This is a genomic window from Stenotrophomonas maltophilia group sp. msm1, from assembly GCF_032025805.1.
Taxonomy (GTDB): Bacteria; Pseudomonadota; Gammaproteobacteria; order Xanthomonadales; family Xanthomonadaceae; genus Stenotrophomonas; species Stenotrophomonas hibiscicola.
On record NZ_JAVSKH010000002.1, the window covers coordinates 813,412 to 827,303 of the forward strand.

General features: G+C 64.1%; 15 protein-coding genes and 1 pseudogene. 10 read left to right on the forward strand and 6 right to left on the reverse strand.

Going from position 1 to position 13,892, the window contains the following annotated elements; translation table 11 throughout:
- Window positions 1-57: 57 nt before the first annotated feature.
- From ROV95_RS11375 to ROV95_RS11400, 6 genes are all read right to left on the reverse strand, one after another.
- Window positions 58-1,761, reverse strand: coding sequence for an ATP-binding protein (locus ROV95_RS11375; protein WP_312544443.1), 1,704 nt, complete (start codon window positions 1,759-1,761; stop codon window positions 58-60).
- A 217-nt stretch (window positions 1,762-1,978) separates the two neighbouring features.
- Entirely contained in the window at window positions 1,979-2,155 is a 177-nt protein-coding gene (locus ROV95_RS11380) for a hypothetical protein (RefSeq protein WP_227852274.1), read from the reverse strand.
- A 16-nt stretch (window positions 2,156-2,171) separates the two neighbouring features.
- Window positions 2,172-2,420, reverse strand: a complete 249-nt coding sequence (locus tag ROV95_RS11385; RefSeq protein WP_019660301.1) for a hypothetical protein — start codon at window positions 2,418-2,420, stop codon at window positions 2,172-2,174.
- A 250-nt stretch (window positions 2,421-2,670) separates the two neighbouring features.
- The gene (locus tag ROV95_RS11390; protein WP_019660300.1) at window positions 2,671-2,940 is read right to left on the reverse strand and encodes a hypothetical protein; all 270 of its coding nucleotides are present in this window, start codon (window positions 2,938-2,940) and stop codon (window positions 2,671-2,673) included.
- A gap of 196 nt (window positions 2,941-3,136) precedes the next feature.
- The gene (locus tag ROV95_RS11395) at window positions 3,137-4,348 is read right to left on the reverse strand and encodes an MFS transporter (protein WP_312544445.1); all 1,212 of its coding nucleotides are present in this window, start codon (window positions 4,346-4,348) and stop codon (window positions 3,137-3,139) included.
- Window positions 4,349-4,570: 222 nt separating this feature from the next.
- On the reverse strand, window positions 4,571-4,891 hold the full coding sequence (locus ROV95_RS11400; protein ID WP_312544447.1) for a hypothetical protein: 321 nt from the start codon (window positions 4,889-4,891) through the stop codon (window positions 4,571-4,573).
- Between the two features lie 130 nt (window positions 4,892-5,021).
- On the opposite strand from ROV95_RS11400, the gene ROV95_RS11405 reads away from it, so the two are divergent.
- The 10 genes and pseudogenes from ROV95_RS11405 (at window position 5,022) to ROV95_RS11450 (ending at window position 13,876) form a co-directional block, all read left to right on the forward strand.
- Window positions 5,022-5,279, forward strand: coding sequence for a hypothetical protein (locus ROV95_RS11405; protein ID WP_019660298.1), 258 nt, complete (start codon window positions 5,022-5,024; stop codon window positions 5,277-5,279).
- Window positions 5,280-5,315: 36 nt separating this feature from the next.
- Complete coding sequence (locus tag ROV95_RS11410) at window positions 5,316-6,995, forward strand: type IV secretory system conjugative DNA transfer family protein (protein WP_019660297.1); 1,680 nt, start codon at window positions 5,316-5,318, stop codon at window positions 6,993-6,995.
- A 424-nt stretch (window positions 6,996-7,419) separates the two neighbouring features.
- A complete protein-coding gene (locus ROV95_RS11415; protein ID WP_021202791.1) occupies window positions 7,420-7,866 on the forward strand; it encodes a hypothetical protein in 447 nt (148 codons plus the stop codon).
- Between the two features lie 89 nt (window positions 7,867-7,955).
- A complete protein-coding gene (locus ROV95_RS11420) occupies window positions 7,956-9,002 on the forward strand; it encodes a type IV secretion system protein (RefSeq protein ID WP_312544449.1) in 1,047 nt (348 codons plus the stop codon).
- The gene (locus tag ROV95_RS11425) at window positions 8,999-9,778 is read left to right on the forward strand and encodes a TrbG/VirB9 family P-type conjugative transfer protein (protein WP_312544450.1); all 780 of its coding nucleotides are present in this window, start codon (window positions 8,999-9,001) and stop codon (window positions 9,776-9,778) included. The genes ROV95_RS11420 and ROV95_RS11425 overlap by 4 nt, the downstream gene beginning before the upstream one ends.
- The gene (locus tag ROV95_RS11430) at window positions 9,775-11,046 is read left to right on the forward strand and encodes a TrbI/VirB10 family protein (RefSeq protein ID WP_019660293.1); all 1,272 of its coding nucleotides are present in this window, start codon (window positions 9,775-9,777) and stop codon (window positions 11,044-11,046) included. Before ROV95_RS11425 ends, ROV95_RS11430 begins: the two co-directional genes overlap by 4 nt.
- A gap of 14 nt (window positions 11,047-11,060) precedes the next feature.
- On the forward strand, window positions 11,061-12,104 hold the full coding sequence (gene virB11 / locus ROV95_RS11435; RefSeq protein WP_207049150.1) for a P-type DNA transfer ATPase VirB11: 1,044 nt from the start codon (window positions 11,061-11,063) through the stop codon (window positions 12,102-12,104).
- A 15-nt stretch (window positions 12,105-12,119) separates the two neighbouring features.
- Window positions 12,120-12,584: pseudogene (locus tag ROV95_RS11440) on the forward strand (lytic transglycosylase domain-containing protein); the annotation flags it as partial.
- A gap of 580 nt (window positions 12,585-13,164) precedes the next feature.
- Window positions 13,165-13,575 carry a TrbC/VirB2 family protein gene (locus ROV95_RS11445; RefSeq protein ID WP_019660290.1) on the forward strand — a complete coding sequence of 137 codons (411 nt, stop codon included), beginning with the start codon at window positions 13,165-13,167 and terminating at the stop codon, window positions 13,573-13,575.
- The gene (locus ROV95_RS11450) at window positions 13,568-13,876 is read left to right on the forward strand and encodes a VirB3 family type IV secretion system protein (RefSeq protein ID WP_019660289.1); all 309 of its coding nucleotides are present in this window, start codon (window positions 13,568-13,570) and stop codon (window positions 13,874-13,876) included. Before ROV95_RS11445 ends, ROV95_RS11450 begins: the two co-directional genes overlap by 8 nt.
- Window positions 13,877-13,892 lie beyond the last annotated feature (16 nt).

The window sequence follows — 13,892 nt, forward strand, 5'->3', positions numbered from 1 at the left end:
GTCCGCGCTGGAGTCCTCACTGGAACGCGGATTCGGTTCGCTTCAGCAACGCGCCCGCTAGGGCGATGCCACCACGGCCTGCGCGCGGCGCGCGGCCTCGGTCATTACCGAGGCCAGCTGCTTCAACGAGTATGGCTTGCGCAGCAGGGTAAAGCCGTGGCCCGGATCCCGGGCAAGCAACTCGCTGTAGCCGCTGGTGAGGATGACGGGGAGCTCTGGCAGGCGGTCGCGGATGGTGCGGGCCAGATCCAGGCCGTTCATGCCCGGCATCACGACGTCGCTGAACACGACGTGGAAGCGCGAGGCATCCCGTTCCAGCTCCGCCAAGGCCTCGTCTGCATTGCGCGCAAGCATCACGCTGTAATCGAGCTCGCGCAGGGCGCCAACCGCAAATTCGGCCACGTCGACGTTGTCTTCCACCACGAGCACGCAGACGCCGTGGCCATGCTGCAGCCCCGATTGCGCCGCCGGCCGTTCCGTCGTTTCTCCTGCCTGCGCCAGCGGCAGGTACAGCGTAAAGCGGCTACCGGCGCCCGCCTGGCTCTGCACGTCCACCTCGCCTTCGGACTGCTTGACGAAACCGAACACCTGGCTGAGACCGAGCCCGGTCCCGGCACCGACGCTCTTGGTGGTGAAGAAGGGCTCGAAGATGCGGTCGACCACTGCAGGGTCGATGCCTGCGCCGGTATCGGTGACACTGATGGCAGCAAAGTCGCCCTTCATCGGGGCGGCGAAGCGCACCGAAGGCACCGCAGTGACCTGTTCCACTTCGATGGTCACCCTGCCGTGCCCGTCGATCGCATCGCGGGCGTTGACCGCGATGTTGATCAATGCGGTGTCGAGTTGGGTCCGGTCCAGCAGCACCGGCAACGGCGTACTGGGCAACGACAACGATACCTGGATGCGCGCGCCCAGAACCGTGGTGATGATATCCGAGAGCGCGTGCACGCTCTCGCAGAGATCGAAGACCTCCGGCGACAGGCTCTGGCGACGCGAGAAGGCCAGCAGCTGCGCGGTCAGCTTGGTGGCGCGGTCCGACGCTGTTGCAATGGCCTGGATGTACCGGCGCCGGGAGTCGTCTACCGGCCACGTGTGCAGGAGCATGTCCACCGAACCGGTGATGACCTGCAACAGGTTGTTGAAGTCGTGCGCCACGCCGCCGGTAAGCTGGCCGATCGCCTCCAGCTTCTGCGACTGGCGCAGCTGCTCGCGGGCGCGTACCAGTTCCAGGTGGGCTTCCCGCGCCTGCTCGGTGATCGCCGCGACCTGGCGGCTGTGCAGGTCGCGCTCGATCACCCGTTCGGTCTGCTCGCTCACCACGCACAGGATGCCCGCCACATTGCCGCAGCCGACGCGCAGCGGCGAATAGGAGAACGTCCAGAATGTTTCGCGCAGCGTGCCGTCGCGGTCCATCATCAGGGGCAGGTTCTTGAAGCTGCGGCTGGTGCCGGCAAAGGCATCGTTGACCGCCTGCACCACATCCGGCCATACGTCGGTCCAGACATCCTCCAGGCGATTGCCCATCGCGCCGTGCAGCTTTTCCCCCAGCATCGGCAGGTAGGCATCATTGAAGAAGAAGGCCTTGTCTTCCTTGCCCCAGGCGAGCCAGAGGGGTTCGGGCGAATCAAGGATCATCGCCAGCAACATGCGGAGCTCGGCCGGTGCGCTCGCGGCAGTGGCCGAACGCGCCCAGTCACTGTCCTGCAGCAGTCGGTAGGCAAGCTGCTCAGGCGCCGAGACGGGCAGGGGAAAAGGATGCATGGCCGCCATTGGCGCAGGAAGGTGGCGCAGCATAGCCGAGTGGATGTCATGGCGCCCTGCACATCACCGGCATGAAGGGCATCACCATTTCGGTTGACGGGGCAGCGTTGCACCTCTGTCCTGCAGGTTGCCGCGATCGGGACCGCCGCGCGCTGCTCACTACGCCCGCGGACTCTGCCCCTGGCGGAAGCTCGCGAAGGCGGCCTGATCGCCGCGTCTAGTCCTCACGTGCGGTCCGCGCGGCGAGGGCGTCGCGGCCGGCGTCGGTGAGATCGATATCCCCGTCTTCCGCCTGTACCGCCAAACCCGCGTTGACTGCCCACGTCGCCGCGTCGCCGCGCACCGGTTGCGCAGCGGCGATTGCCTCCAGGATCTCCCGCTGTTGCGCCGTCATGCCCATGAGCCGGCCCTCAGATGCCCAGCAACGAGGTCGGTTGCCAATCCGACAGCCTGGCGTGGCTGACCGGTTGGTGGCAGCCGCACTCGTCGCAGCGGAACAGTGCTCCACCCGGAAGGTGAACCAGATTGTCTTCGCTGGCCGAACTGGTCGAGGAGCAATGCCGGCAGGTAACAGTGAGCGCCGTGATGCGCTGCACGCCGCCGGACAGATCGAACACGGCCTCGAATGCGCGAATGACAGGATGGGCAGTGTCCGGCATCTGGATCTCGACAGGGCAGGGAGGTTGGGAGATCGCATCGTCGCGCGTTGGCCGTGATGGCGCAGTCAGCCAGATGCATGGACACGATCAAGACAGGCGCGGCAATGGGGAGCGGTTCCTTTTCAGGGATCCTTTCCAATCAGGTCCCACGGCTCACAGCCGTCGCGCTCGCTTGATCACACTCCACGCCCTTGTTGCAGCGGGTCCCGCAGGACAATGAAGGCGACAGAAGAAGTCCCGCCCTGCCGGCTCAGGCGATGCAGATCATCAGTACCGTGCACAGCACCAGCATCAGCACGAACACACGCCGGCTCAGCGCCAGGCACGCCAGATAGGCGGCCAGCGCCCATGCAGCCAGCAGCGCGCAGGCCACCAGCCACAGCCCGATGGCCATCACCGATCCGGCCGCCAATGCAGATAACGCGATGGCCTTGAACAGCGCCACGCCCAGCACACTGCCCAGCATGCCGGCCTGCAAGGCAATGGCATCGTGGTGGGCAGGAACGCGGTGGTGGCGCATTGCGGGTCCGGTGCAGGCCGAGGGGCGTCGGCTGCACTTTGCCCAAAGGCACATCCACGAAATGTGTTCATTGCACCCGAAGCGCGTGGTCGAGCATCCTTGGTGGAACACCCCTCGGCAGATTGCAGGTGCTGCCGGTACGAAGCGCCGTGCTGGTCAAGGCGCTGGCATCCACTTGCCTGTGAATGCCGGTTCTTCAGTGGCTGCCGGCGACGGCGGCCTTACGCTGCCTGTCCAGTGACACCGCCACGCACCACAGCAGCAGGCCGCCAATGGCAGTGGCCGCACCGACATAGCCGGTGCTGGCCGGGCTGAAGCCGGCGCTGATGGCCATGCCGCCCAGCCACGGGCCAAGTGCATTGGCAGTATTGAACGCAGCATGGTTGGAGGCCGCCGCCAGCGTCTGCGCTTCACCGGCCACGTCCATCAGGCGGGTCTGCAGCACTGCCGCCAGCGCGCCCATGGTGCCGACGGTGATGATCATCGGGCCGATCGTCCACACGGACTGCGCGGCCAGCGGATACAGCAGCAGCATCAGGATCGACCACAGCAGGACCACGGCGGCGGCCTTGAAGTGGAACCTGTCCACCAGCCAGCCACCGGCGATGTTGCCGATGATCGCGCCGATGCCGAACACGCCCACCGCCAGCGGCATCCACGATTCGGCCACGCCGGTGACCTGCACCAGGGTCGGAGCCAGGTAAGTGAACACGCAGAACATGCCAGCGAAGCCGACTGCGCCGATCGCCAACGCCAGCCACACCTGGGACGTGTTGAAGGCGCGCAGTTCGCGCATCGGCGAGGTGCGCACCTCGTCCGGATCCGGCAGCAGGAAGCGGGCGATCATCGCCACGGTGGCGATGGCCAGCACGCTGACCAGGGCAAAGGCGGTGCGCCAGCTCAGCTGCTGGCCCAGCCAGGTGGTCAGCGGGTTGCCGACCAGGATTGCGATCGACAGGCCCAGCAGCACCCGCGACATCGCCTGGCCGCGCTGGCCGGCAGGGCTGATCGCCGCGGCCACCAGCATCGCAACGCCGAAGTAGGCGCCATGCGGGAGGCCGGCGACGAAGCGTGCCGCCAGCATGGTGCCGTAATTGGGTGCCAGCGCGCTGGCGAGGTTGCCCACCGCGTAGAAGCCCATCAGCGCCAACAAGAGCTTGCGGCGCGGGAAGCTGGCACCCACGAAGGCGAGGATCGGCGCACCGACGACAACGCCGATGGCATAGGCGCTGATCAGGTGACCGACCTGCGTTTCGGAGATCGACAAGCCGCGACTGATCTCCAGCATCAGGCCCATGCTGGCGAACTCGCTGGTCCCGATGGCGAAGCCACCCAGAGACAGGGCGAGGATGATCAGGGTGCGCTGACGGGGCGTCAGCCGCGCAGCCAGGGAAGAAGTGGGGCTCATGCGGGGGGCGCGACGGGGCGGGGGAGCCCCCCATTGTACTGCTGCACCGCAACAAGGGCAGCCGCGCTCAGGTAAATCAGCGTTCGATCAGTGACACGCCGCCCCCTGCTGTCCGTGCGGCCTGGTCAGATGCCCAGCGCTGCCCGGGCGTGCGCGTATTTGCCGCGTAGGCGCCCGGCCGTCGCCGCGTCGAGCATCGCCAGGCGCTGCGGATCGGCGTTGTCATCCAGATCGGCCCGCTTCACCTTCAGTGCCAGCGGTGGGCGGCAATGCGCGCGTAGTAGCTGTCCGCGTCGGGGCCGCGGCGCGCTTGAGCAGGTGCACCGCCTCGCGCAGCGGGGCGGGGAATGCCTCGATGCGTGCGGCAAACGCCGGGCAGTCCTCGGCCACATCATGCAGCCACGCCACCACTTCGGCGTCATCGTCGCCGAGCACCGCAGCCGCCACCCGTGCCACATGACCGATGTAAGGCTGGCCGGCCTTGTCCATCTGGCCGGCGTGCGCCTCGGTGGCCAGGGTGCGGGCAAGTGCTACCCAGTCCATATCGGTCTCCTTGGATATCGGCGCGCAGTTTCGCGCAAAAGCAGGGAGCGGTTGTCGATGCGGCGATGACACTGCGATGGGCATGATGGCTGGGCAGGGGCGCGGCGTCGCCCCGAGGAGGAGGAGTTCGATGCAGGAATTCAGGCATGTGCTGGAAACCCGTGGCCGCTACCAGCTGGTAGCGGTGTCCCACGAGCCGGTGTACGCTCCGGGCGATGTGGTCGGCCATGCGGTCGTTGCCGACGATGGGGATCGTCTGACCGACCTGGTATCGCTGGCCGAAGCGCGCCAGTTGCTGTTGCAACGGGTGCGTGAAGAGGGCGAAGAGCCCGGGCTGGAGAACGAAAATCACCTGCGGAAAAAGGCGTCGCGCTGGCGCCGCCGCTAGGCCGTCGCGCCCTCGTGCGCATCATGGAGGATTCGGGTGTTGCCCAGTAAGAAGTATCTGCTCATCGCCATCATCACGCTGGCGACCCTGCTGCTTGGTTTCGTGTTTTCCGGCTACCTGACGCTGCTGTTCCTGGGCCTGGATACCAAGCTGTTCACCTGGAACACCTACTACCAGTACTTCAACGCGCTGGACCAGCCACAGGTCGCGCCCTTCGTTGGCAAGATCCGATGGGCCGGCTACGTGGGCTTCGGCCTGCCGCTGCTGGTATTGGTGGTGACCGGCCTGGTGCTGCTGCTGAAGAAGGACAAGCGCTCGCTGCACGGCGATGCACGCTTTGCCACCGGCGCCGACCTGGCCAGGCATGGCATGTTCAAGAAGACCGGCCAGAGCATCGTGGTCGGCAGCCATGGTGGCAAGCTGGTGCGCCTGGATGGCCAGCAGTTCGTCATCCTGGCCGCGCCCACCCGCTCGGGCAAAGGCGTGGGCGTGGTCATCCCGAACCTGCTGGAGTACGGCGAATCGCTGGTGGTGCTGGACATCAAGCAGGAAAACTTCGACCTGACCAGCGGCTGGCGCGCCAGCCAGGGTCAGGAAATCTACCTGTTCAATCCTTTCGCCGAGGACCGGCGCACGCATCGCTGGAATCCGCTCAGCTACGTCTCCGACGATCCGGCGTTCCGCGTCTCGGACCTGATGAGCATCGCTGCGATGCTGTATCCGGATGGGGCCGAGGACCAGAAGTTCTGGGTCAGCCAGGCGCGCAACGCGTTCATGGCCTTCACCCTGTACCTGTTCGAGAACTGGGACGACGAGCGCAGCAGCGGTTTCCCGGGGGGCGCCGGCACGCCCACGCTCGGCGCGGTGTACCGGTTGTCCTCCGGCGACGGGACCGACCTGAAGAAGTACCTCAAGACCCTGTCGGAGCGGCCGTTCCTCAGTGCCAACGCACGTTCGGCCTTCGCCAACATGCTGTCGCAGGCGGACGAGACCTTCGCCTCGATCCTGGGCACCTTCAAGGAGCCGCTGAACCCCTGGATCAACCCGGTGCTGGACAAGGCCACCAGCAGCAACGATTTCCTGCTGACCGACGTCCGCAAGAAGAAGATGACAATCTACATCGGCATCCAGCCGAACAAGCTGGCCGAGAGCCGGCTGATCATCAACCTGTTCTTCAGCCAGCTGATCAACCTCAATACCAAGGAACTGCCCAGGTCCAACCCGGACCTGAAGTACCAGTGCCTGCTGCTGATGGACGAATTCACCTCGATCGGCAAAGTCGAGATCATCGCCTCGGCGGTGTCCTACATGGCTGGCTATAACATCCGCCTGCTGCCGATCATCCAGAGCATGGCCCAGCTCGATGCCACATACGGCCGCGAAGTCTCGCGCACGATCATCACCAACCATGCCCTGCAGATCCTGTACGCGCCGCGTGAGCAGCAGGATGCCAACGACTATTCGGACATGCTGGGCTACACCACGGTGCGCAAGAAGAACGTCACGCATGCCAGAGAGAAGACCCACAACTTCACCGAAGAGCGGCGTGCACTGATGCTGCCGCAGGAGCTGAAGGCGATGGGGCCCGACAAGGAAGTGTTCCTCTACGAAGGCATACCGCATCCGGTGAAATGCGACAAGATCCGCTATTACAAGGATCGCTATTTCACGTCCAGGCTGCTGCCGAAGGTCGATGTTCCGATGCTTAACGTCTAATTCACGACGCTAAATTTGTGACTTGGATTCATATTCACTGAAGTGAAAACGTGAGGTAAGTCAAGAATTCGGCATCTGTTCATAGATTTTCAGACTTGTCTGACATGGAATTGACGCGTGGTTGTGCGACCCTATGTCTGTCGTCCAGAAATGTGTGCTGGATGTCAAAGATGTGGCAGTAGGGTGGCCAGGAGTTTGTGCCATGGAAACAAGGATGGTTTCGACGTTGGTGAGGTATGCGGGTGGGTTGTCGGCTATGTCCGGCGGCCCCGCAACTTGGTTGGCAGCCGTTGGCTGCAGGGGAGCCGGAGTGGGTGTGCCGCACGCAGCGCATCCCTCTGATTCCGGCGTGCGCGATGCAGCGCCGGACGACCAGGGGACCAATGCTCGGGACTGCTTTTTCGTACGTCAAAGTGAAGCCCGTATGAATCAGGCGTTTATCGCGAAAATGTCCATCGCCGCAGTGGCGGCGTTGATGGTGGCCGGTTGCGCCACCAAGTCCGCTCCCGATTTCGGAGGCCGCTGGAAGCCGGTCAACCGCTTTGCTGCGACAACGACCGAAATTCCGCTGTACTCCAGCTACGTCTACCAGGCCTCGCCGATGGATGGCACGCTCAAAGCCATGCTCGAGCGCTGGGCCAAGGATTCCGGGCGCACGCTGGACTACCGCCTCAGCTCGGATTTCACCCTGTATGGCGCGGTCTCGAAGATCGATACGACCAACGCGCAGCAGGCCGTGATCGATCTGACATCGGCCTATTCGGCGCAGGGTATCTCGGTCTCCATCGTTGGCAACCAGATCGTTGTGCAGAGCGCTGGCTCGACGCCGACCGCGTCGGCGCAGGGCGCTGATTCCAACAGCGGCACCTGAGTCCACCTCGAAATCATCGAACGTGCCGCTCCCCGCGCCTGTCGCAGGGGTGCCACGCCCATTGATGTTTCAGCAGTACGGAAGAATCCATGTTCCGCAAGAAGGATCCCGGCAATAGCCCCAAGGTCGAGCAGTCGGTCGCCAAGGCGGTCAGCTACGAGATCACCGTGGCCGACATGGCACGCCGCAGCGAGCGGCGTGCATGGTGGGTCGCCACAGGCTCATTGCTGATGTCGCTCGCACTGGCGGGCGGCTACTACTACATGCTGCCGCTGAAGGAAAAGGTGCCGTTCCTGGTGATGGCCGACGCCTACACGGGTACGGCGACCGTCGCGCGCCTGAGTGGCACCTTCCAGGGCGAGACGATCACCACCAACGAAGCGATCAACCGCAGCAACGTCGCCCAGTACGTGCTCGCACGCGAATCGTACGACTCGGCGGTGATGGGCCTGCGTGACTGGGAACTGGTGTTCGTGATGTCCACCGATCCGGTGGCGCAGTCCATGCGCGTCCGCTATGCCGGCAACAATCCGCAGAACCCGTTCGTGATGTATGGCCGCGAACGCGCGATCCGGGTCAAGATCCTCAGCATCACGCCATTGGGCGCAGAACCGAACGGCAGCTTCCGCGGCGCTTCGGTGCGCATCCAGCGCAGCCTGCTGGACAAGCGCACCGGCGTCTCTACCTACCTGGACAACCAGTTGGTGACGATGCGCTTCGAGTACAACCAGAACCTGGCGTTGTCCGAACAGGATCGCATCCTCAATCCGCTGGCGTTCCAGGTCACCGAGTACCGCGTCGACAACGATTACTCGCGTGGCGTGCCGGTGCCCGATGACGGCGCGATGCAGGCGCAGGCACAGCAGGCCGCACAGCACGCGCAGGGCATCTACGATCCCAACAACCCAGCCGCGGCCACCATGATCGACCCGGCCACCGGCCAGCCGGTCGCGGTGCCGGCCAGCGGTCAGGTGCCGGGCCAGCCGATGCAGGGGCAGCCCGTCCAGGGGCAACCCATCCCGGGGCAGCCGGTGCAGGGGCAAGCAATGCCGGGGCAGGCCATGCCCGGACAGCCGGCCATGAGGCCGGCGCAGAACAATTCCACCGGAACTGCTGATGGAGCAAGCAACCGATGAGTAGTCGAAATATCAGGGGAAGCGCGCTGGCGCTGCTGTCGATGTTGTCGTTGCTGTTCTCAGCAGCGGCGATGGCGCAGGCGGTTGACCACTACGAGTACGAGAAGGACCGTATCTATCCGGTTCGCACCGGCCTGGGCCTGACCACCCAGATCGAGTTGAGCCCGAACGAGAAGATCCTCGACTACAGCACCGGCTTCAGCAGCGGCTGGGAACTGACCCGTCGCGATAATGTGTTCTACCTCAAGCCGAAGAACGTCGACGTCGACACCAACATGATGGTGCGCACCGAGACCCATTCCTACATCTTCGAACTGAAGGTGGTGGCCACCGACTGGCGCCAGCTGGAGCAGGCCCGTCGTGCAGGCGTGCAGTACAAGATCGCCTTCGTCTATCCCAACGACACCGTGTTCGGTGTCGCCCAGGAAGCGGTGGAGGAAGAGGCCAAACCGCTGTTGAGCTCGGAACTGGCCAAGGACCGCCAGTACAACTTCAACTACTCCTATTCGACCAGCAAGGCGAAGAAGATGGGGTGGCTGATCCCGGTCAACGCCTATGACGATGGCCGTTTCACCTATCTGAAACTGCCGAATTCGCCGGAGTACAAGACCGGCATCTTCCCGGCCGTGTTTGGTCGCGAAACGGAATACGGTGAAGACTTCGTGGTCAACACCACGGTTGAAGGCAATACGCTGATCGTGCACGGGACCTACCCGTACCTGGTCATCCGCCACGGCGACTTCGTCGTCGGCCTGCGAAGGAACGTGAAGAAATGAGCCAGCAGAACACTCCCGGAAACGACCCGAACAATGGACGCGACGAGAGCCAGAGCCCGTACGGCGCACAGGGTGCCGCGGACGCGCCGTCGAATCCCTACTTCGGCACGGCCCAGGCCGAGCCGGCGCCGGATCTGGACGCGGCCGCGCCGCAGCTGCGCTCGGCCGAAGAGCAGCGGCTGAACCGGAAGGCGCTGCTGTTCCTCGGTGGCATCGTGTTGCTGTTGGTGGCCATGGGCTTCCTGCTGTTCCGCAAGGGCCAGGATGACAAGGACGCTGCACAGAAGGTGCCGGAAGTCGCGCGTGTGTCCACGCCGACGCTGCCGGACGCTGTGCAGACGGATCCGGTTCCGTCCCAGGCGATGCAGCCCGTTGACCCGATTCCGATGCTGCCGCCGCCGCCGTCCGGGCCTACTCGCGCAGAACCGGCCTTCAGCATGAGCGAGCGCGAAGCCCCGCGGGGTCCGACGCTCGCCGAGCGCCGGATGGGAGCGTCGGGGAACGGCTTCGTTGGTGCTGGCGACAGCGCGGGCGGTGATGGGCAGGGGGGGCAGGAAGACGAGCTGACCCGTACCCTTCGCCTCCAGGCCCAGATGATGGGTGGACAGCAGAATGCAGCGCCGGCCCGGGTTCGTCGCGGCCCCGATGTTGATGACGTGTCCAATGCCAGCTACATCCGCAGTCCCGATGCGCTGCTGGTGCGGGGTACCTACCTGCGTTGCGTGCTGGAAACCCGCATCATCACCGATATCGCGGGCTACACTTCGTGCCTGCTGACCGAACCGGTGTACTCGATCAACGGCCGCAATCTTCTGCTGCCGAAGGGCTCCAAGATCTATGGCGCCTATGGCGGCGGTCCCACCGGCAAGCGGGTGGAAGTGATCTGGGATCGCATCACTACGCCGAATGGTATCGACGTGGCCATGTCCAGCCCGGGCGTGGATCAGCTGGGCGGCGCCGGGCATCCGGGCCAGTACAGCGCGCACTGGGGCAGCCGTATCGCCTCGGCTCTGATGATCAGTCTGCTGGCGGATGCGTTCAAGTACGCCGCTGCAGAGCATGGTCCGGAAACCACTACCGTGGCGAATAACGGCATGACCATCCAGTCGCCCTATGAGAGCGCCACCGCACGCACCATGGAGCGCTTGGCCAATGAATCGCTGAGCCAGCGTCGTCCGCCGACCGTCACCATCAACCAGGGCACGATCGTGAACGTCTACGTTGCAAAGGACGTTGACTTCACCAATGTGCTGAATCCCCGCCGGTAACCCAACGAACGATCATGGACGCCGAAGTGTCCCCCCTCGCCCTCGTCTCCAGCGATTTCCTGCGCTATCAGTACGAAGTGCTGGGCATCGCCGAGTACATGACTTCTCCGGAAGTGACGGAAATCTGCATCAACCGTCCCGGCGAGCTGTACCTGGAAACCCGGGCGGGGTGGCAGCGGGTGGACGTGCCGAGCCTGACGTTCGAGCGGGCCCGGCAGTTCTGCACGGCAGTGGTGAACGAGAGCAACACCGGCCAGCGCATCACCGATGCCGATCCGGTGGTGTCGCTCACGTTCCCCACCGGCCAGCGTGCGCAGTTCGTGATTCCGCCGGCCTGTGACGCGGGGAAGGTGTCGATCACCATCCGTTTGCCTTCCAAGCACACCAAGTCGCTCACGCAGTATCAAGAAGACGGCTTCTTCAACCAGATTCTGGAAAGCGATGGCAGCATCAGCGAGCAGGATCGCGAGCTGCTGGAGCTGCGTCATTCGCGAGAGTACGCCGAGTTCTTCCGGCGTGCGGTGATGTACCGCAAGAACATCGTGGTATCGGGCGCGACCGGCAGCGGCAAGACCACCTTCATGAAGGCGCTGGTCAACCATATCCCGGACAACGAGCGCCTGGTCACCATCGAGGATGCACGCGAGCTGTTCCTGACCCAGCCCAACGTGGTGCACCTGTTGTATTCCAAGGGCGGGCAGAGCACCAGCAATGTGACGGCCAAGAGCTGCATGGAAGCCTGCCTGCGCATGAAGCCCGAACGCATCATCCTCGCCGAGCTGCGCGGTGACGAGGCGTTCTACTTCATCCGCAACTGCGCGTCCGGCCACCCGGGGTCGATCACCAGCTGCCACGCCGGCAGTCCGGAACAGACCTGGGACCAGCTGGCACTGATGGTGAAGGCTTCGGCCGAGGGTTCGGGCCTGGAGTTCAATGTGATCAAGCGGCTGTTGATGATGACCATCGACATCGTCGTGCATATCAAGGCGCATGCCGGTTCGCGCTACATCACCGGCATCGACTTCAATCCTGGGCGTGCCCAGGGGCAGGAGGGCTGAAGGATGCTGCCAGGATTGGAAATGATGGCGTGCCCGGAGATGGCCGTCTCGATGGACGTGATGCAGCACGTCATCAACGTCGAGTCATCGCGCAATCCCTACGCCATCGGTGTGGTGGGCGGTGCACTGGTGCGCCAGCCCAAAGCGCTGGACGAAGCGCTGGCGACGGTACGGATGCTGGAAGAGAAGGGCTACAACTTCTCGATCGGGCTGGCCCAGGTCAATCGCTACAACCTGGGCAAATACGGGCTGGATTCGTACGAGAAGGCCTTCCAGCAGTGCCCGAACCTGCAGGCCGGTTCGCGCATCCTCGCCGACTGCTACAAGCGCTCCGGTGGTGACTGGGGCAAGTCGTTCAGCTGTTACTACTCGGGCAATTTCGAGACCGGCTTCCGTCACGGCTACGTGCAGAAGATCTACGACTCGATCCGCCGCGGCCAGCAGGTCGCCAGCAATGGTGTCGCACCGATCGACGTGGTCAGTCGCGGTGAGCGCCGTGCAGTGAAGGTCGAGCATCATCCGCAGCTCGCTTCGCCGGCGCAGGCGCGCATCGTTGCACAGTCCAATGGCCCGGTGTACGTGCCGTCGGAAGATCCCGCACGCGCCTATGTCGTGTACCCGTCCACCGGTGCGATGGCGCGGGGCAGTCTGCTGAATCTCGCCGACCAGGCGCTGTCCAAGGTGGTGCTGGGTTCAGTGGACAGGATGATGCAGCCCCAGGCGCAGCCCAGCCAAGGGCCCGCCTATCCCCAGCAGCAGGCCGGTGGCATGCCGCAGCAGCTGCCTCAGCAGGGTGCTGCGCAGGCGATGGCCATGCCGCAGCAGTTGCCGGGCGCTGCCGGTGCCAGCAATGAGGGGCCCGTGATGCTGCGGCCCTGGAGCGAGCGCAACCAGCCTGTGGCGGGTGCCGACAATTCGTACAACGCACCGGTGCAGGCCGCACCGGTGCAGCAGATTCCCGCAGGGGATGCGGCCTTCGTGTTCTGACGAAGTCGTGGTGCGGCCAGTCCCCCGGCTGGCCGATTCAGTTGTGTTAGTCCATCAACAAGGAAATCAATCCATGAAGCGATCCAATCTCGACCTCGTCCAGGCCCAGCGCACGCTGAAGACCCTGCTGATGGCCACGATCTTCGTCGGCGCCATGTTCGCCCCGCAGGTCTTCGCCAACGGTGCCGTCGACTTCGGCGGCACCGACAAGAAGGTGTGCGGCTTCTTCAACAACATCAACGGCCTGCTGAACATCGCCTCGATCGCCGTGGTCACCATCGCGGTGATCTTCGCCGGTTATCAGATCGCCTTCGCGCACAAGCGCATCGCCGACGTTGCACCGATCCTGATCGGCGGCGTGCTGATCGGCGCTGCGGGCCAGATCGCGCGCATGCTGCTGGGTGACGGCAGCGACGGCAAGTGCGGTGGCGGCAGCAGCACCTACTACCTGATCAACAACGCGATCCAGTACTACAGTGCATAAGAACGTCGTGTTCCGCGGCTGCACGCGCCCAGCAATGTTCCTGGGCGTGCCCTATCTGCCATTTTTCATGGTGGCAGGCGGGTTGCTGCTGCTCAGCATGTACACGAACTTCTGGTTCCTGCTCACCATTCCGGTGGCGGTCTTCATCATGCGGCAGATGGCCAAGCGTGACGAAATGATCTTCCGCCTGTTGGGCCTGCGCCTGATGTTCAAGCTGAAAGTCCGCAACGTGCAGGAACACGATGGTATGTGGGTGTTCAACCCCAACCATTACCGCGACAAGCCGGCCCGAATGGATTGAGGTCCGGATCCGGCCT

Coding starts and splice junctions, on each gene's coding strand:
- ROV95_RS11375 (WP_312544443.1), bottom strand. CDS start 1,761: ATGCATCCTTTTCCCCTGCCCGTCTCGGCGCCTGAGCAGCTTGCCTAC.
- ROV95_RS11380 (WP_227852274.1), bottom strand. CDS start 2,155: ATGACGGCGCAACAGCGGGAGATCCTGGAGGCAATCGCCGCTGCGCAA.
- ROV95_RS11385 (WP_019660301.1), bottom strand. CDS start 2,420: ATGCCGGACACTGCCCATCCTGTCATTCGCGCATTCGAGGCCGTGTTC.
- ROV95_RS11390 (WP_019660300.1), bottom strand. CDS start 2,940: ATGCGCCACCACCGCGTTCCTGCCCACCACGATGCCATTGCCTTGCAG.
- ROV95_RS11395 (WP_312544445.1), bottom strand. CDS start 4,348: ATGAGCCCCACTTCTTCCCTGGCTGCGCGGCTGACGCCCCGTCAGCGC.
- ROV95_RS11400 (WP_312544447.1), bottom strand. CDS start 4,891: ATGGACTGGGTAGCACTTGCCCGCACCCTGGCCACCGAGGCGCACGCC.
- ROV95_RS11405 (WP_019660298.1), top strand. CDS start 5,022: ATGCAGGAATTCAGGCATGTGCTGGAAACCCGTGGCCGCTACCAGCTG.
- ROV95_RS11415 (WP_021202791.1), top strand. CDS start 7,420: ATGAATCAGGCGTTTATCGCGAAAATGTCCATCGCCGCAGTGGCGGCG.
- ROV95_RS11420 (WP_312544449.1), top strand. CDS start 7,956: ATGTTCCGCAAGAAGGATCCCGGCAATAGCCCCAAGGTCGAGCAGTCG.
- ROV95_RS11425 (WP_312544450.1), top strand. CDS start 8,999: ATGAGTAGTCGAAATATCAGGGGAAGCGCGCTGGCGCTGCTGTCGATG.
- ROV95_RS11430 (WP_019660293.1), top strand. CDS start 9,775: ATGAGCCAGCAGAACACTCCCGGAAACGACCCGAACAATGGACGCGAC.
- virB11 (WP_207049150.1), top strand. CDS start 11,061: ATGGACGCCGAAGTGTCCCCCCTCGCCCTCGTCTCCAGCGATTTCCTG.
- ROV95_RS11445 (WP_019660290.1), top strand. CDS start 13,165: ATGAAGCGATCCAATCTCGACCTCGTCCAGGCCCAGCGCACGCTGAAG.